General features: G+C 73.8%; 17 protein-coding genes and 1 pseudogene. 12 read left to right on the forward strand and 6 right to left on the reverse strand.

Going from position 1 to position 15,427, the window contains the following annotated elements; genetic code table 11:
• The first annotated feature begins 30 nt into the window (after nt 1-30).
• The 3 genes from ACIQU6_RS00355 to ACIQU6_RS00365 all read left to right on the forward strand — a co-directional run bounded on the left by ACIQU6_RS00355 (nt 31) and on the right by ACIQU6_RS00365 (nt 2,571).
• Entirely contained in the window at nt 31-522 is a 492-nt protein-coding gene (locus ACIQU6_RS00355) for an SRPBCC family protein (protein ID WP_403479387.1), read from the forward strand.
• Between the two features lie 109 nt (nt 523-631).
• A complete protein-coding gene (locus ACIQU6_RS00360) occupies nt 632-1,237 on the forward strand; it encodes a flavin reductase family protein (protein WP_403479388.1) in 606 nt (201 codons plus the stop codon).
• Complete coding sequence (locus tag ACIQU6_RS00365) at nt 1,234-2,571, forward strand: NAD(P)/FAD-dependent oxidoreductase (RefSeq protein WP_403479389.1); 1,338 nt, start codon at nt 1,234-1,236, stop codon at nt 2,569-2,571. The genes ACIQU6_RS00360 and ACIQU6_RS00365 overlap by 4 nt, the downstream gene beginning before the upstream one ends.
• A 50-nt stretch (nt 2,572-2,621) precedes the next feature.
• Here ACIQU6_RS00365 and ACIQU6_RS00370 read toward each other — a convergent pair whose 3' ends face one another.
• Nucleotides 2,622-3,095, reverse strand: coding sequence for a hypothetical protein (locus ACIQU6_RS00370; RefSeq protein ID WP_403479390.1), 474 nt, complete (start codon nt 3,093-3,095; stop codon nt 2,622-2,624).
• 6 nt (nt 3,096-3,101) lie between these two features.
• Here ACIQU6_RS00370 and ACIQU6_RS00375 point away from each other — a divergent pair, with 6 nt between their 5' ends.
• From ACIQU6_RS00375 to ACIQU6_RS00400, 6 genes and pseudogenes are all read left to right on the forward strand, one after another.
• On the forward strand, nt 3,102-3,914 hold the full coding sequence (locus tag ACIQU6_RS00375; protein ID WP_403479391.1) for a helix-turn-helix domain-containing protein: 813 nt from the start codon (nt 3,102-3,104) through the stop codon (nt 3,912-3,914).
• 332 nt (nt 3,915-4,246) lie between these two features.
• Nucleotides 4,247-5,008, forward strand: coding sequence for a BTAD domain-containing putative transcriptional regulator (locus tag ACIQU6_RS00380; RefSeq protein WP_403479392.1), 762 nt, complete (start codon nt 4,247-4,249; stop codon nt 5,006-5,008).
• 282 nt (nt 5,009-5,290) lie between these two features.
• Nucleotides 5,291-5,518 (forward strand): annotated as a pseudogene (locus tag ACIQU6_RS00385) (transcriptional regulator); the annotation flags it as partial.
• A gap of 33 nt (nt 5,519-5,551) precedes the next feature.
• Complete coding sequence (locus tag ACIQU6_RS00390) at nt 5,552-6,106, forward strand: BTAD domain-containing putative transcriptional regulator (protein WP_403479638.1); 555 nt, start codon at nt 5,552-5,554, stop codon at nt 6,104-6,106.
• 245 nt (nt 6,107-6,351) lie between these two features.
• On the forward strand, nt 6,352-7,140 hold the full coding sequence (locus tag ACIQU6_RS00395; RefSeq protein ID WP_403479393.1) for a GntR family transcriptional regulator: 789 nt from the start codon (nt 6,352-6,354) through the stop codon (nt 7,138-7,140).
• Between the two features lie 3 nt (nt 7,141-7,143).
• The gene (locus ACIQU6_RS00400; protein ID WP_403479394.1) at nt 7,144-7,965 is read left to right on the forward strand and encodes a glycosyltransferase family 2 protein; all 822 of its coding nucleotides are present in this window, start codon (nt 7,144-7,146) and stop codon (nt 7,963-7,965) included.
• Here the strand turns inward: ACIQU6_RS00400 and ACIQU6_RS00405 are convergent.
• Both ACIQU6_RS00405 and ACIQU6_RS00410 read right to left on the reverse strand, forming a co-directional pair.
• The gene (locus tag ACIQU6_RS00405) at nt 7,962-8,888 is read right to left on the reverse strand and encodes an FkbM family methyltransferase (RefSeq protein WP_403479395.1); all 927 of its coding nucleotides are present in this window, start codon (nt 8,886-8,888) and stop codon (nt 7,962-7,964) included. The genes ACIQU6_RS00400 and ACIQU6_RS00405 overlap by 4 nt on opposite strands.
• Before the next feature lie 91 nt (nt 8,889-8,979).
• Entirely contained in the window at nt 8,980-10,209 is a 1,230-nt protein-coding gene (locus ACIQU6_RS00410) for an amidohydrolase family protein (RefSeq protein WP_403479639.1), read from the reverse strand.
• 187 nt (nt 10,210-10,396) lie between these two features.
• On the opposite strand from ACIQU6_RS00410, the gene ACIQU6_RS00415 reads away from it, so the two are divergent.
• Complete coding sequence (locus ACIQU6_RS00415; protein WP_403479396.1) at nt 10,397-10,846, forward strand: DoxX family protein; 450 nt, start codon at nt 10,397-10,399, stop codon at nt 10,844-10,846.
• A 135-nt stretch (nt 10,847-10,981) separates the two neighbouring features.
• Here ACIQU6_RS00415 and ACIQU6_RS00420 read toward each other — a convergent pair whose 3' ends face one another.
• Nucleotides 10,982-11,410 (reverse strand): RNHCP domain-containing protein, encoded by a 429-nt coding sequence (locus tag ACIQU6_RS00420; protein ID WP_403479397.1) that lies wholly within the window; start codon nt 11,408-11,410, stop codon nt 10,982-10,984.
• A gap of 25 nt (nt 11,411-11,435) precedes the next feature.
• Entirely contained in the window at nt 11,436-11,801 is a 366-nt protein-coding gene (locus ACIQU6_RS00425; RefSeq protein ID WP_403479398.1) for an RNHCP domain-containing protein, read from the reverse strand.
• A gap of 482 nt (nt 11,802-12,283) precedes the next feature.
• Here ACIQU6_RS00425 and ACIQU6_RS00430 point away from each other — a divergent pair, with 482 nt between their 5' ends.
• Nucleotides 12,284-13,366 carry an HpcH/HpaI aldolase/citrate lyase family protein gene (locus ACIQU6_RS00430; protein WP_403479399.1) on the forward strand — a complete coding sequence of 361 codons (1,083 nt, stop codon included), beginning with the start codon at nt 12,284-12,286 and terminating at the stop codon, nt 13,364-13,366.
• Nucleotides 13,359-14,249 carry an HpcH/HpaI aldolase/citrate lyase family protein gene (locus ACIQU6_RS00435; RefSeq protein ID WP_403479400.1) on the forward strand — a complete coding sequence of 297 codons (891 nt, stop codon included), beginning with the start codon at nt 13,359-13,361 and terminating at the stop codon, nt 14,247-14,249. Before ACIQU6_RS00430 ends, ACIQU6_RS00435 begins: the two co-directional genes overlap by 8 nt.
• A 43-nt stretch (nt 14,250-14,292) precedes the next feature.
• Here ACIQU6_RS00435 and ACIQU6_RS00440 read toward each other — a convergent pair whose 3' ends face one another.
• On the reverse strand, nt 14,293-15,408 hold the full coding sequence (locus tag ACIQU6_RS00440; protein WP_403479401.1) for a CapA family protein: 1,116 nt from the start codon (nt 15,406-15,408) through the stop codon (nt 14,293-14,295).
• Nucleotides 15,409-15,427 lie beyond the last annotated feature (19 nt).

Below are 15,427 nucleotides of genomic sequence, written 5' to 3' on the forward strand. Positions count from 1 at the left end.
AGAACCCCTGACGTCGAAAGAGGTGACGCGGTGCGTGAACCGACGGCCGGGCCCGCGGTGGCCGAACGGCTGACCGTCGAGGTGCCGCCCGAGACCGCCTGGGCGGCCGTCAGCGATGTGCGACGGATGGGCGAGTGGAGCCCGGAGTGCCGCGGGGCCTGGCTCCTCGGGGGCGGCGTCCCCTTGCGGCCGGGGGCCCGCTTCCTCGGCCGCAACCGCGCTTCCTGGCTGCCGTGGGTGACCCTGTGCCGGGTGGTCGCGGCCGTCCCCGGCGAGGTGTTCGCCTTCGACGTCAGCTTCTTCGGTGTCCCGCTCTCCCGGTGGACCTACCGCTTCACCGCGGTGCCCGTCGGGTGCGAGGTCACCGAGGAGTGGCACGACCGTCGGCGCGGGCTCCCCGGCCGGCTGCTCACGGCCACCGCCCCGCTGCTCACCGGAGTGGTACGGCGGCGCGACCGCAACCGGCTCACCTCCCGCGCCACCCTCGTCGCCCTGCGCACCGCGCTCGAAGCGGGGCGATGACCCCCAACGCCCCCGGCGCCGGCCCCCGGTGGCCCCCGCCGGACGGCCCGGCGAACGAGCGACCCCGAACCGGAACGCCACCTGACGGATTCCAGAAAGGAGCCCCGTGATGCGCCAGGCCACCGCCGGAGCACTGACCGGTGAGCCGACCGCGGCCGTGCCCGCCCCCCTCACCGAGGCGCCGGACGCCGGGGCGGCGGCCTGCCGGGACTTCTACGCCAAGCTGGCGTCCGGCGTGACGGTGGTGACCACGCGGGGCCCGGACGGACCGGCCGGCAGCACCGCCTCGGCGGTCACCTCGCTCTCCGCCGACCCGCCCCTGCTCCTGGTCTGCCTGGGCACCGGCTCGCGCACCCTGGCCGCGATCGAGGCGGAGGGCCGGTTCGCCGTCAACCTGCTACGCCAGTCGCAGCGGGCGCGCGCGGAACTCTTCGCGGACCCCCGGGCCGGCTCCGCCGAGCGGTTCGCCTCGGTGCGCCACCGGCGGGTGCTCACCGTGCCCGTGCTGGAGGACAGCCTCGGCTGGTCGGTCTGCCTGACGGAGGACCTGCGCCGCTACGGCGACCACTGCCTGGTGGTGGGCCGGCTCGCGGCGGTGGGCACGGCCGCCGGGCGCCCCCTGCTCTGGCACGGCCGGTCCTTCCACGCCCTCGCCGACCGGGGCGTGGCGCGCACCGCCGGGCCCGAGCACCGACCGCCCTTGGAGGAAGCATGACCAGGCCCCCGGCCGGCCGGCCCTGTTGGCCGGGCCCCGACCCCGACCCCACGGCGCCCCCCGGCGCGGAGCCGTCCCCGCCGCCCCGGGTGCGCGGCGTGGTCGACGCGGACGTGACCGTGGTCGGCGCCGGTCTCGCCGGGCTCTCCACCGCCTACCACCTGGCCGACCGCGACCCGTCGCTGGACATCCTGGTCGTCGACGCCGAGGGGCCCGCCGCGGGCGCGAGCGGACGCGGCACCGGGCTGCTCGGACCGCGGGTCGGCCCACCCGTCGACCGGGCGGTCGCGCGCTTCGGGCCAGACACCGCCCGCCGGATGCACCGGGCCAGCGTCGACGCGGTCGAGCAGGTCGTCGAGTTGTGCGCCCGGCTGGGGGTGACGACCACCGTCCGCACGGGCGAGCAGCTGGTGGCCACCCGCACCGCCGACGGACTGGCCGCGCTCGCCCGACAGTCCGCCGCCTACCGCGCGTTGGGCCTGGACGTGCCGGTCCTCTCCGCGGCGGAGATCCGCGACCGGCTGGACGTGCCGTACCACGCCGGACTCCAATACCGCGCCGCCGCCCTCGACCCGTCGGCGCTCACCGGGGCGCTGGCGCGCGCCTGCGCCGCCAAGGGCGTCCGCTTCCTGGGCAACAGCCGGCTGCTGGCCCTGCGGCCCGGCCGGACCGCGGCCGAGACCCAACTCGCCTTCCCCGGCGGCACGGTGCGCACCCGCAGGGCGGTGCTGGCCGTCAACGCGGCAGCGGGGGAGCTCAAGCTGCCCGTCGGAACGGTGCTGCCGCTGCTCGTCCACGCCGTCGCCACCGAGCCACTGCCGGAAGCGGCCCGTGCGGCGTTCGGCGGCCGGGGCGACTGCGCGCTGATCGACGCCCACGCGCTGGCGCCGTACTTCCGGCTCACCCCCGACGGGCGGCTGGTGCTCGGCGGCGGCAGACCGCTGCTCGCGCCGGTGGCCGACGACGCGGGCGCGGCGGCGGTGTGGGCCTGGTTGGAGAAGCGGCTGCGCCGGTTGCATCCGGCGCTCGCCGACGTCGAGGTGACCCACCGCTGGGCCGGGCAGATCGGGATGACCGCCGACGGGCTGCCGGTGGTCGGCCCGCTCACCGGCCACCCCGACGTCTGGTACGTGGGCGGCTGCTGCGGCCACGGCCTGGCCATGTCGGTGGCGCACGGCGCCCACGTGGCACGGGCGTTGACCGACGGCGCACCCGCGAGGTTGCCCTGGCACCGCTCCCGCGCTCCCCGGCTCCCCCTCCCCCGACCGGCCCGGCCGCTGCTGAGCGCCGCGCTGGGCCTGATGGACCGGGGCGCCCGCCGGGCGGCGGCCTGACCGCGTCGCTCCCGCCCCCGGGGCGGGGGCGGGAGCCCCGTCGCGTCCGCTCAGGCGTGCTTGCGCCAGACGAGGACCGCGGCCACCACGAGCAGCACGACGGCCGCGATGTCGATGCGGGCGACCCGCATCGTGGCGCCGTTGAGCGCGGGCGTGGCGTAGGCGAACAGCAGGAAGGTGCCCATGCTGACCCCGCCGGCGGTCATCGCGGGCACCCGCAGCGACGGGATGAACGCCGCGCACAGCAGGCCGATGCCGACCAGCGCCAGCAGCACCGCGCGGTGCCGCAGCAGCAGCACCAGGTCGGGACTGTCGCCGCCGTCGACGTCGACTCCGTAGGCGGTGCCGATCCGGGACGGGGCCACCGCCACGAAGCCGGGCAGCAGGTTGATCGCGCCCACGAGGAACAGCAGCGCGGCGGTGAGGCGTTCGGTCGTCATGACGTCGTCTTTTCCGTTCTCGGACGGTGCGCGGCCGGGGCCGTGCGGCGCGGCGGACAGGGGGATGACCTCAGCGGCTAGCATGCCCGCATGCGACCCGCGCCGCTTTCAGAAACGTGCTGCGACCAGGCCGCGTTGTGGCTGTGGCCGGGCCAAGCCCTCTATCTCGGGCCCGCGTTGGGACTCGGCTTCCACTCCGGTGCGGTGAGCTGCCTGGCGGTGGGCGTCGACGGGTACTTCACCGTCGAGCTGGAGCACGGCCCCCGACACCGGGCCCGTACGGCCCTGGTGGCGGCCCGGGTGCGGCACCGCATCGTCGCCGGGGAGACCCGGATGGCCTTCTGCTACCTCGACCCGGCGTCGGCACGGGAGCGGGCCTGCCGCCGGCTGATGGGCGGCGGCGCCGAACTGGCCCTGGGGCACGCGCGGGAAGCCGAACTGGCGCTGACGGCCGCGTCGTTGGCCGGGGGCGCGCCGCTCGGTCAGGTCCGGCGCTGGCTGGACCTGACCGGCCCGGACGGGCCGGACGGCACCCGGGACCCGCGCATCCTCGTGGCGACCGCCCGGCTGGACGGGCCGTTCGGACAGCGGGCCTCGGCCCGGGACCTGGCCGCCGAGGCCGGCCTCTCCGTCTCGGCGTTCCTGCGGCTGTTCCGCGCGCAGACCGGCACCACCCTCCGCCGCTACCGGCTGTGGGTCCGGATGCTGCGGGTGGCCGAACTGCTCGGCACCTGGCCCGACTTGAGCACCGCGGCCGTGGAGGCGGGGTTCGCCAGCCCGTCCCACTTCAGCAGCGCCTTCCACGCCATGTTCGGCCTGCGCCCCAGCACCCTGTTCTCCCGGCGCACGGTGATCAGCGCCGTCGGCCGGCCGGTCGACGAGTCGACCCCGTCCGCGGTCTGAGCGAGGGCCGGGCCGGCACCGGACGCGAAAGCGAAAACCACCGCCGATAAGTCGCACTCCCCGCGCGGCCCGCGACAAGTCGAAGACAAGAAACGTGGGACAAGATGCGTTCATCTATGTGCCACCGCTTCAGGGGGGAAGCTTGAGGGTCGGCACCCAGGATACTGACCAGTAACGCGTCGCGCGAGGCGCGACAATATCCCACGACACGATGAGCACTTGAGGCCAATGGTCGGCGAGCACCCGCCGCCCCGCTTCGGACACATTCTGTCGAGGACTTCTCTTCTCTTGCGTGGTTGGCTGGCAGTCTGCGCTTCATGAAGGAGAATTTCGTGGAAATCAAGCTCCTCGGCCCCTTAGAGGTATGCGAAGAAGGGGTGTTCCTCCGAATCCCCGGGGAGAAACTAAGGTCCGTCATCGCCGTCCTCGCCCTGTCGCCCGGGCGTCCGGTGTCCCGGCATGTCCTGATCGACGAATTGTGGGGGGAAACGCCGCCCAGAAACGCCGAGAATTCACTGCACGGTCACATCGCACGGCTCCGCCGCGTGCTCGCGGCCGGCAGCGGGAAGCCCGGACTACGGGACGTCATAGCGACCTCACCCTCCGGATACGCCCTGACCGGGACGGACATCGAGGTCGACGCCGTCCGCTTCGCGGAACTCGTCCGGCGGGCCGAATCCCTGGGCGACGGCAGACCGGAGGAGGCGGCCGCGCTGCTCACCGAAGCCACCGATCTGTGGCGCGGCCCGGCGCTGGTGGACACCGGACAGGGCGACACCTGCCGCATGGCCTTCAGTCGGCTCCAACAAACCCGGATCACCGCCGCCGAGAAGCTCTTCGACCTCAGGCTCCGACTGGGCCAACACCTCTCGATCCTCTCCGAGTTGGAGCACCTGCACGCCATGTACCCGTTCCACGAGCGGTTCTGCGCCCAGCTCATCACCGCGCTCTACCGCTCCGGCCGGCAGGCGGACGCGCTGGACGCCTACAGCCAGATGTCCGAGCGGCTCTCCCACAGCCTGGGCCTCGACCCCGGCCGCGACCTGCAGAGCAAGTTCTACGGGATTCTGCGCCAGGACCCGGCGCTGCTCTGAGGGACGGCCCTCGCCCGCGGGCGACGCCGACGGCCGCCGCCCGGCGCTCTGCCGCCGCGCGACGCGGCACGTTCGCAAGACCGTGGAAAACGACGCCCGTTCGGCATTGACCGGGAACCACATAACTATCGGGAGCGTCCGCGCGAGCGACTCGAAGTGGAGTACGTGAATTCTCTGGAGAAGGTGTGAATACCTGCGCTGCACGGAGCTAGCTCGATGCTTCAAAGATCTACTAGCATCTAGTCATCGACCTGAAATTCGCGCGACGTGATCGGGGGCCACGTGTCTACTTTCGAGTTCGGGCTGCTGGGACCGTTGGCCGCGCACTCTCGGGACGGGGTCCTGAGACTCGGCCCCCCGAAACGGCGTGCGCTTCTGATCCGGCTGTTACTCGGACGGGGACACGCTATTCCGCTGGAGTCCCTGTGCGAGGACCTGTGGCCCAACCGCCACACGCGGGGGGCCGTTTCCTCCGTCCACGCCCACATCAGCAGACTCCGCGACACGCTGGAGCCCGGGCGGGCCCGGCGGGGGGACGCGAGCGTGCTGGTCCGCGAGCCCGGAGGCTACGCCCTGCGGGTGCCCCCGGAATCCCTGGACGTCTTCCGCTTCGAGCGGAAGCTGGGGCACGCCCGGCGACGGCTGGACGAGGGCCAGGTCGCCGCGGCGCACCAGGAGGTCGTCACGGCACTCTCCCTGTGGCGGGGGGCGCCGCTCGCCGAGGCGGCGGACTACCCGTTCGCCTCGCAGGAGATCGCCCGGCTTGAGGAAGCGCACATGCTGGGGCGGGAGTTGATGGTGACGGTCCTGATCAGGGAGGGGAATCTGGAGGAGGCGGTCCTGTCGGCCGAGGAGCTCGCCGCGCGCACGCCCCTGCGCGAGGTCGCCTGGGAGCTGCTGATCTACGCGCTGTACCAGTCGGGCCGGCCCGCCGTGGCCCTGCACCGGTACGCGAAGCTGCGCGAGTTCCTCATGGACGAACTCGGCATCGCCCCCGGCCCGCGGTTGCAGCGACTGCAGTCCGTGATCCTGCGACAGGAGGACACCCCGCTGGACACCGCCTGCGCCCCGCCGCTCAGGCGCCAACTCCTGCCCTAGGGCACCCGGGAGAGACCCCGACCGGCCGTGCCCCTGCCAACACCGCCGCGCACGGCCCGACTTGGCGCGCCGCGGACGGGTCCCCGGCCCGCATCGCTCGGCGGCGGTGCGGGCCGGGGTCCGGCGGCATCGGGGGCCCGCCGGCCGAGTCGTTGCGTCCTCATGAGGAGTCGTACGCTGGGAGTGGCGCCGGAGCCCTCGGCTCCGGTGGTCGGTCGGGGCGCCGAGGAGCGGAGTGGGCACCCATGGCAGTGGCGTACGAGCGGATCGCGGACGAGCTCCGGGCGGCCATCCGGGCCGGGCAGCTGCGGCCCGGTGACCGGCTGCCGGCCGAGACCCGGCTCGCGGAGCGGTTCGGGCGCAGCGTGCCGACCGTCCGGGAGGCGCTGCGGGCACTACGGGACGAGGGGCTCATCGAGAAGCGACACGGCGTCGGCACCTTCGTCCGGCGTCCGCGGACCCCCGCCCGGCGCACCAACCTCCGGCACCAGTGGGAGAAGGACCGCGCCCGCGCGCCCCTGGAGCGGCGGGCCCGGACCGGCGCCACCGAGTACGACACCGGGCTCCGGGTCGACGACCTCGTCTTCCGCGCCCGTTACCGCGAGGTCGCGGCCGACGCGGAGCTCGCCGGGGCGTTCGGCGTCCCCGAGGGCACCGAGTTGGTGGAGCGCGGCTACCGGACCCGGTGCGCGGCCGAGAGCGCCCCGTTCGCCCTGGTGACCTCCTACCTCGTGCGCGCCGTGATCGCGGCCGACCCCGACCTCCTGGACGCCTCCAACGAGCCCTGGCCGGGCGGCTCGCAGAGCCAACTGCACGCCGTCGGGATCGAGCTGGACCGCGTCGAGGAACACGTCACCGCGCGCCCGCCGACGCCCGAGGAGGCGGCGGAGCTGGAGCTGCCGCCCGGGACGTCGGTGCTGGTGCTGCGGAAGGTCTCGTACGACACCGACGGGCGCGTCGTGGACGTCTCGGACGTCATCCTGCCCGGCGACCGCACGGAACTGCTGTTCGTTACTCCCTTGGAAAGGTGGTGAGCCGTGCCCCGGCGCATCAGCATCGTCACGGCCGTCCATGCCCCGTCCGCCCCGTTCCTGGCGGACGCCTACCGCTCGCTGAGGCAGCAGCAACTCCCCGAGGGGTGGGAGTGGCAGTGGGTCGTCCAGGAGGACGGGCGGAGCACGGAGGTCGCGGGGCAGCTGCCGGATGACGCGCGGGTGTCGTTCCGGCAGGGGCGACCGGGCGGGCCGGGCGTCGCGCGCACCATCGCGCTGGCGCGCGCGGAGGGCGAGTACGTCAAGGTGCTGGACGCCGACGACCAGTTGACGCCCGGCGCGCTCGCCCGCGACCTGGCCGCGCTGGAGGCCGACCACGGCCTCGGCTGGGCGACCTCGCGCGCCCTGGACCTGCTGCCCGACGGCTCCACGGTCGGCTTCGACGGGGACCCGGCGGCCGGCCCGGTCGAGCGGGGCACGGTCCTGGACTTCTGGGCAGCCCACGACTTCCGGGCACAGGTCCACCCGGCGACCCTCTTCGTCCGCCGCGAGCTGCTGCTCGCGCTCGGCGGCTGGATGGCGCTGCCGGCCTCCGAGGACACCGGCCTGCTGCTGGCGCTGAACACCACCAGCCGCGGCTGGTTCACCCCCGAGACGGGCCTGCTGTACCGGAAGTGGCCCGGCCAGGTGACCGGCCAGGCGTCGCACACCGAGGCGGCCGAGCGGGAGGCCCGCATGGCGGTGGTGCAGGCCCGGGCCCGCCAACTCGCCGCGCTCGGCTGGAAGTATCCGTCCCGACCCACCGACGACGGCCGGCCCGGGCCCGGTTCGAGCCCGTCCGACGGATCGGGGTCAGCAGCGCCCTAGGGCAGGCGCTCCGCATCGACGCGGGAGAAGACGAGGTCGCTCTCCTCCACCACGGGGGCGCGCCAGCGGACCGCGGCGGAGGCCGCCGAGGCGCGCAGGGACGCCGGATAGCCGCCGGCGGCATAGGAGTTGGGCAGCCGGTAGGTGTGGAAGCCGTGCCGGGCCATGGTGTCCAGGAGCTCGTCGAGCGAGTCGCCCAGGCGCGCCATCCGCTCGGGGGTGACCTCGACGGTGATCTCGGCGTCCGGCCGCAGCCGCGCGAGGAGCGGTTCCAGGCCGCGCACCACCGCGCCCTCCGCCCCCTCCACGTCGATCTTGACGACCCGGGCGGCGGCGATCTCCTCGGGCTTGACGAGGGCCAGCAGCGGCTGCGCCTCGACGTCGAGGGTGATCTCGGCCGGTCCGTCGTACGGGACGATGCTGGCGGCGCCCATGTTGCGGGAGCTGGCGAGGATGAACGTCAGCGTCCGCTGGGCGTCGGAGACGGCCGCGTTGACCGTGCGGACGTTGCCGAGGCCGTTGAGCGCGAGGTGCTGTTCGAGCCGGCGGTGGAAGGTCGGCATGGCCTCGATCGAGACCACCTTGCCCTCCGGGCCGACCAGGTGGGCGGCGAGCAGGCTGAAGTAGCCGATGTTGGCGCCGACGTCGATGAAGGCGTCGCCGGGCCGCAGCCGGCGGCGGAGCCAGTGCGACAGGTGCGGCTCCCAGAGGCCGAAGAGGTAGAGGTAGCGCTGGATGAGGTCCTGGGTGTCGACGGCCATCCGGGCGCCGAACCGCGTGGTGACCACCCGGCGCCGCGGATGGTCCCGCAGGTAGGGGTTGACCAGCCGTTCCGCCAGCGCGGCCTTGCCGCACAGGCCGGGCGCCTCGCGCAGGTAGCCGCGGCCCAGCGTGGCCAGGACCTCGGCCATGGTGTCGCTCATCCGATCGCCTCTCAGCGGGTTGGTGAACCGCCGTGCCGGGAGCCGGCGCCCCCGGCACCCCACCGCCGCGCGTGGTCGGCGCCGGCGGTGGTCACACGGCCGCTCGCGCACGGTCGAACGGCAGGTCCAGCATACGAATCGCGTTGCCGCGCAGGAGCTTGTAGGTCACCTCCTCGGACAGGTGGCCCACGTGGTCGGCGGCCACCTCCTTGGTGTGCGGCCAGGTCGAGTCGACGTGCGGGTAGTCGGTCTCGAAGGTGGCGTTGTCCACGCCCACGGTGTCGATCGCCGCGACGCCGTGCTTGTCGCGGAAGAAGCAGCAGAAGATCTGCCGGTAGTAGTACGTCGACGGCGGCTCCGGGATGAGGTCCTTGACCCCGCCCCAGGCGCGGTGCTCCTCCCAGACGTCGTCGGCCCGCTCCAGGGCGTACGGGATCCAGCCCATCTGCCCCTCGCTGTAGGCGAGTTTGAGCCGCGGGAACCGCACCAGCACCCCGCTGAAGAGGAAGTCCATCATCGAGGCCATGGCGTTGTTGAAGGAGAGCGACGCCTGGACGGCCGGCGGGGCGTCCGGGGAGGCCGCCGGCATCTGCGACGACGACCCAATGTGCATGTTGACCACCGTCCCGGTCTCCTCACAGGCGGCGAAGAACGGGTCCCAGTAGCCGGAGTGGATGGACGGCAGCCCCAGGTAGGTGGGGATCTCGCTGAAGGTGACCGCCCGCACGCCCCGCGCGGCGTTCCGCCGGATCTCGGCGACCGCGAGGTCGACGCCCCAGAGGGGGATCAGGCACAGCGGGATCAGCCGGCCGCCGCTGTCCCCGCACCACTCCTCCACCATCCAGTCGTTGTACGCCCGCACGCAGGCCAGCCCGACCTCCTTGTCCTCCGCCTCGGCGAAGGTCTGCCCGCAGAACCGCGGGAAGGTCGGGAAGCACAGCGACGCCTCGACGTGGTTGAGGTCCATGTCCGCCAGCCGGGCCCCGGGGTCCCAGCAGCCGCGCCGCATCTGGTCCCGGGTGATCCCGTCGAGCGTCATCTCGTCGCGGGAGAAGCCGACGGCCGCGATGATGCGCTTGTACGGGAACAGCAGCCCCTCGTACTCCCACCAGTCGGTGATCTGGCCCTCCGGGTCCGTGGTGAACCGGTACTTCCCGCCGACGTAGGCCAGTTCGCCGATGCCGGCGGTGAAGGGCTTCGGGCCGCGGTCCCGGTACTTCCGCGGGAGCCAGGTTCGGAAGAGGTGCGCCGGCTCGATCACGTGGTCGTCCACGCTGATGATCCTCGGAAGCTCCCCCGTACCGCTGTTGCCGCTGGTCACGTTGTACCCCCAACTGCCGCGCCGGTGGGTCACGCCGGTCCGATATCTGACGACCCATCAGTTCGGAGGTTAGGAGCTCGCCCCCGCAACCACAAGGGACGCCGGGAAACTCGACCCCTTGCGCGCTCGGGGCGCATCCGCTGAACTGACGCCTCGTCAGAATTCTGGAGGGCGGAGGGCGGTTCACATGCAGACGATCTGGCTCGGCGGCGCCGCGTGGTTGGCGGTGCTGCGCATCGGCCTCGGTCTGTGGTGGCTGGAGAGCTGGCGCCACAAGGACAAGAAGAGCTGGTTCGCCGGCGGCGGCATCACCTGGGCGGCCGGGATCGCCGACGCACACCGCTGGCCCGTGGTCCGCAGGGGCTTCGACCGCGTCGTACGGCCGCGGCCGCGGCTGATGGCGCACCTGGTCGCGCACGCGGAACTGGCGCTCGGACTCGGCCTGACCGTCGGCCTGTTGACGCCGATCGCCCTGGCCGCAGGGCTGCTGCTCAATCTGGTCTACCTGGTGCTGATGATCCACGACTGGGCGGAGCAGGGCCAGAACCTGATGATGGCGCTGGTCTCGGCGGTCGGGCTCGGCGCGATGTGCTGGCAGGGCTGGTCGCTGGACGCGGCGCTGGGATGGTTCGGCTGAGGGGGCGTTGGGGGCAGGGAACGTGGGAAGTGTGGGGAGCGCCGGCAGCGGAGAGGCGTTGGGGGCGGGGCCGGACCGCCGCGGTCAGCACGCGGCGATGGTCCGGCCCCCGCTCCCTCCCCCGCGCGCTCCCCGTCAGAGCGTGCGGAGGGCGCGGGCGGCGACGCCCGGGTCCTGGAGCGGCCGGAGCGCCAGGTGGACCAGGGCCCGGGGGCTGTCGTCGCCGGCGATGCGGTTGGTGCTCAACTCGCCGCAGGACAGGCACTGGTGGATGAGCAGCCACTCGCCGTCCGGCCGGACCGTCATCCCCAGGGCCGCCATCCGGCCGCCGCAGTCCGCGGCGCGGTCGCCCGGGACCCTGCGGTCGACATGGCGGCTGGCCAGGCAGTTCGGGCAGTGGTTGCGGTGCGCGGTCCCCGGTGCGTCCAGGGACACCTCCAGGCGGCAGCCCACGCAACGGAACGCGGGCGCCCGGTGGCCACCGGGGCCGTGCAGCACGGTCTTGTGCCGCTGCGGACGACGGTCCCGGCCGCGGCCACCGTCGCGGTTGGTGCGTCGGGGCATCTGCGGTCCCTCCTTCCGGGCGCGGTCAGAGGGTGCCGAACGCCTCTAGCGGGAACGGCGGTTGGGCCAGCGGGCGGACGGCCATCCGCATCAGGATGAGCTGGTTGTCGTCGGCGCAGACCGGGTTGGAGGTGAGCTCGTCGCAGCGCACGCAGCGGTGGATCACCCGCCAGTCGCCGGTGCGCAGGACCGCGATGGCGATCGGGGACATCCGGCCGTGACACGCGCTGGGGCCGCCCTCGACGTGGTCGAGGACGTGCCGGGAGTGCAGGCACGACGGGCAGTGGTTGCGCCGGGCACCGTCGGCGGCGCACGCGGAGACGGTCAGGCCGCACCACGCGCAGGCGAAGGTGTCGAGGGCGAGGGTGGAGGGAGTGGTGGTGTGGGACACCCGGAGCTCCTTGCTGAGAAGTGGTTCGGAACAGCAAGAGCAGGCCGAGCGGCCCCGCCTCGGGGCGGTACGAGAGCACCGGAGAACGCGTCCGGCGGCCGCGACGACGAGGTGCGACGCGGGGAAGGCGGACGGTTACGCGGTACGACGGGGCGCACTCGGCGCAAGCCGGAACATAAACACCTTTTCCAGGGCACAACGACCCAGAGCAGAACGAATGGAAGGGCACCAGCTAACCCGGGGGGCGCGGGGGGTGTCAACGGATTTATCGGCGGGCGAGAGGGCGGCAACGGGACAACGCGGGTGCCCGACCCCAGAGTTGGCGGACCCGACCGACGCCCGCCACCCTTCCCCGCCGCTCACCATTCGTGATCAACGGCACACATACTGCCCGGTAACAAGCGGGGGGCGGCGGGCCTAGAGTGTGCGCCGTTGGCCGGCTCCGGGTGGCGGGGCGGGTGGTGGGTGCGTTGGGAGGCAGGGTGCGCTCTCCGAAGGACTTTTTCCGTCCGTTGGCCGTGGGGGCTCCGGAGCCGGTCCGGGAGGTACCGTTCCGGCCGTCACGGATGATCCACTTCTTCGATCCGGGCAATCCGCGGATGGCGGCCAAGGTGCCGGCCATCGCGCCGGACGTCGACGTGCTGCTGGGCAACCTGGAGGACGCGGTCGCGGCGGACCGCAAGGAGGCGGCGCGGGCCGGGCTGGTCGAGGTCGCGCGCGGCACCGACTTCGGTGCCACGCAGCTGTGGACGCGGATCAACAGCCTTGATTCGCCCTGGGCGTTGGACGATCTGCTGACGCTGGTCACCGAGATCGGCGACAAGCTGGACGTGATCATGGTGCCGAAGGTGGAGGGCGCCGAGGACATCCACTACGTCGACCGGCTGGTGGCGCAGTTGGAGGCGAGGGCGGGGGTGCGGCGGCCGATCCTGCTGCACGCCATCCTGGAGACGCCGCGCGGGGTCGCCAACGTGGAGGAGATCGCCGGGGCCAGCCCGCGGATGCAGGGGATGTCCCTGGGGCCGGCGGACCTGGCGGCCAGCCGGCGGATGAAGACGACGCGGGTCGGCGGCGGCCACCCCGACTACCTGGTGCGGGAGGACCCCCGGCCGGGGGCGGCGGACGGGCCGCGGGCGGTGTTCCAGCAGGACCTGTGGCACTACACGATCGCGCGGATGGTCGACGCCTGCGCGGCGCACGGAATCCTGCCGTACTACGGGCCGTTCGGCGACATCAAGGACACCGTGGCCTGCGAGGACCAGTTCCGCAACGCGTTCCTGCTGGGGTGCGTGGGGGCATGGAGCCTGCACCCGGTGCAGATCGGGATCGCGAGGAAGGTGTTCTCGCCGGCGCCGGCGGAGGTCGCCTGGGCGCGCCGGGTCATCGCGGAGATGGGCGACGGCACCGGTGCGGTGATGATCGACGGGAAGATGCAGGACGACGCCACGGTCAAGCAGTGCCGGGTGGTGAGGGATCTCGCCGAGGCGCTGGCGGCGCGCGACCCCGAACTGCGGGACGCGTACGCGGCGGCGAGCGACGGAGATGGGGAGCAGGTCCGTGGGTGACGAGGGCTACGAGGACGCGGTGCGGGCGCGGCGGTCGGTGCTGTACATGCCGGGCGCCAACGAACGGGCGTTGGCGAAGGCGGCGTCGCTGCCGGCGGACGGGCTGATCCTGGACCTGGAGGACGCGGTCGCGCCGGACGCCAAGGAGGCGGCGCGGGAGCGGGTCGCGGCGGCGGTGGCCGCCGGCGGGTACGGCGGCCGGGAGGTCACGATCCGGGTCAACGGGCCGGGCACGCCCTGGTTCGCGGACGACCTGCGGGCGGCGGCCCAGGCCGGCCCGGACGCGGTGGTGGTGCCGAAGGTGGAGTCCGCTCAGACCGTGCGGGAGGTCGAGCGGCGGCTGGAGGAGGCCGGGGCGCCGGACCGCACGGCGATCTGGGCGATGGTGGAGACCCCGCGGGCGATGCTGGACGCCCGGGCGGTGGCCGGGGCGAGCGAGCGGCTGACGGTGCTGGTGATGGGCACCAACGACCTGGCCAAGGAGTTGCACGCGGCGCATGTGCCGGGCCGGGCACCGCTGTTGACGGGGCTGTCGCTGGCGCTGCTGGCGGCCCGCGAGGCGGGGAAGGCGATCCTGGACGGGGTGTTCAACGACGTCACGGACGCGGCCGGGTTCGAGGCGGAGTGCGTCCAGGGGCGGCAGTTCGGGTTCGACGGGAAGACGCTGATCCATCCGTCGCAGATCGAGCCGTGCAACCGGGCGTTCGCGCCGGCGGAGGCGGAGGTGGCCCGGGCCCGGCGGATCATCGACGCGTTCGAGGCCGCGAGCCGGGAGGGGCGCGGGGTGGTCACCGTAGACGGGCGGATGGTGGAGAACCTGCACGTGGAGGAGGCGCGGCGGGTGCTGGCACTGGCCGCGGCGGTGGCGGGCGCCGGGCGGTAGGCGAGCGGTGGCCGGGCCCAACGGGCCCGGTGGGCCGGGCGGTTCAGGCCGGCCGGAGGCTCAGGGCGGGTGCCGGGTCGAGGGCGAGGACGCCGGGGGCGAAACCGCGGGCGAGCCGGTCGAAGAGGGCGGCGAGCCAGCGGGCGTCCCCGGCACCGGCGTGGCGCAGCCGCATCCGACGGGTCTGGAAGGGGACGATCCGCAGCTCCACGAGGTGGCCGGTGTCCGGCTCCAGCACGGCGAGGTAGAGCGGGCGCAGGTCGTCGCGGTAGCGCTCGTAGCCGGTGATGCCCTCGTAGTCGTCGATGAAGTCGCCGCACCCGTGCAGGATGAGCTTGCCGGCGTAGAGCTCCAGGGGGCGCGGGTGGTGCGAGGAGTGGCCGTGGACGAGGTCCACGCCGGCGTCGACCAGGGCGTGTGCGCAGGCGGTCTGGGCGCGGGGGACCCCGTAGCCCCAGTTGGAGCCCCAGTGCACCGAGACCATCGCCAGATCGCCGGGGCGCCTGCGGGCGCGGAGCAGGGCGGCGGCCTCGGCGGCGGTGGCGGGCGAGGGGCCGGCCGCCCAGTGGACGCCGCCGTGCCCGGCGGTCGCGGCCCAGGTGCGGGGGACGCCGCTGGACGGCATGCCCAGGCCGAGGACGAGGAGGCGGCGGCCGTCGGGCAGCGGGACGACCGCGGGGGTGCGGGCCGCCTCGCCGTCGGCACCGGCGCCCGCCGTGCGCAGGCCGACCGCGGCCAGGCTGCGCAGGGTCTCGGCCAGCCCCTCGCGGCCGAAGTCCAGGACGTGGTTGTTGGACAGCACGCAGACGTCGGGGCGGGCGGCGGCCAGGCAGGGGAGGTTCGCCGGGTGCATCCGGTAGTGGATCTCCCGGCCGGGGGCGAAGGTGCCGTACCGGGTGACCGCGGTCTCCAGGTTGAGCACCCGGGCGGCGGGCGCGGCGGCGTCGAGCGCGGCCAGCGCGTCGCCCCAGGGGTAGCGGAAGCCGACGGGGCGGGGGATCGGGCCGCCCGCCGCCTCGGCCAGTCCGGCGTAGACCCGGGCGTCCTCGACATACGCCTCGCGCAGCTCGGGGGCGCCGGGGAAGGGCAGGATCTGGTCCACCCCGCGGCCGAGCATCACATCGCCGCAGAGTGCGAGCGTGACGGGATCAGCGGTCATCGACGCTCACCGGCTTCCC

Source organism: Streptomyces sp. NPDC090442 (genome assembly GCF_044769405.1).
Taxonomy (GTDB): Bacteria; Actinomycetota; Actinomycetes; order Streptomycetales; family Streptomycetaceae; genus Streptomyces.

Coding starts and splice junctions, on each gene's coding strand:
- ACIQU6_RS00405 (WP_403479395.1), bottom strand. CDS start 8,888: ATGAGCGACACCATGGCCGAGGTCCTGGCCACGCTGGGCCGCGGCTAC.
- ACIQU6_RS00440 (WP_403479401.1), bottom strand. CDS start 15,408: ATGACCGCTGATCCCGTCACGCTCGCACTCTGCGGCGATGTGATGCTC.
- ACIQU6_RS00395 (WP_403479393.1), top strand. CDS start 6,352: ATGGCAGTGGCGTACGAGCGGATCGCGGACGAGCTCCGGGCGGCCATC.
- ACIQU6_RS00365 (WP_403479389.1), top strand. CDS start 1,234: ATGACCAGGCCCCCGGCCGGCCGGCCCTGTTGGCCGGGCCCCGACCCC.
- ACIQU6_RS00370 (WP_403479390.1), bottom strand. CDS start 3,095: ATGCTAGCCGCTGAGGTCATCCCCCTGTCCGCCGCGCCGCACGGCCCC.
- ACIQU6_RS00375 (WP_403479391.1), top strand. CDS start 3,102: ATGCGACCCGCGCCGCTTTCAGAAACGTGCTGCGACCAGGCCGCGTTG.
- ACIQU6_RS00360 (WP_403479388.1), top strand. CDS start 632: ATGCGCCAGGCCACCGCCGGAGCACTGACCGGTGAGCCGACCGCGGCC.
- ACIQU6_RS00420 (WP_403479397.1), bottom strand. CDS start 11,410: ATGCCCCGACGCACCAACCGCGACGGTGGCCGCGGCCGGGACCGTCGT.
- ACIQU6_RS00415 (WP_403479396.1), top strand. CDS start 10,397: ATGCAGACGATCTGGCTCGGCGGCGCCGCGTGGTTGGCGGTGCTGCGC.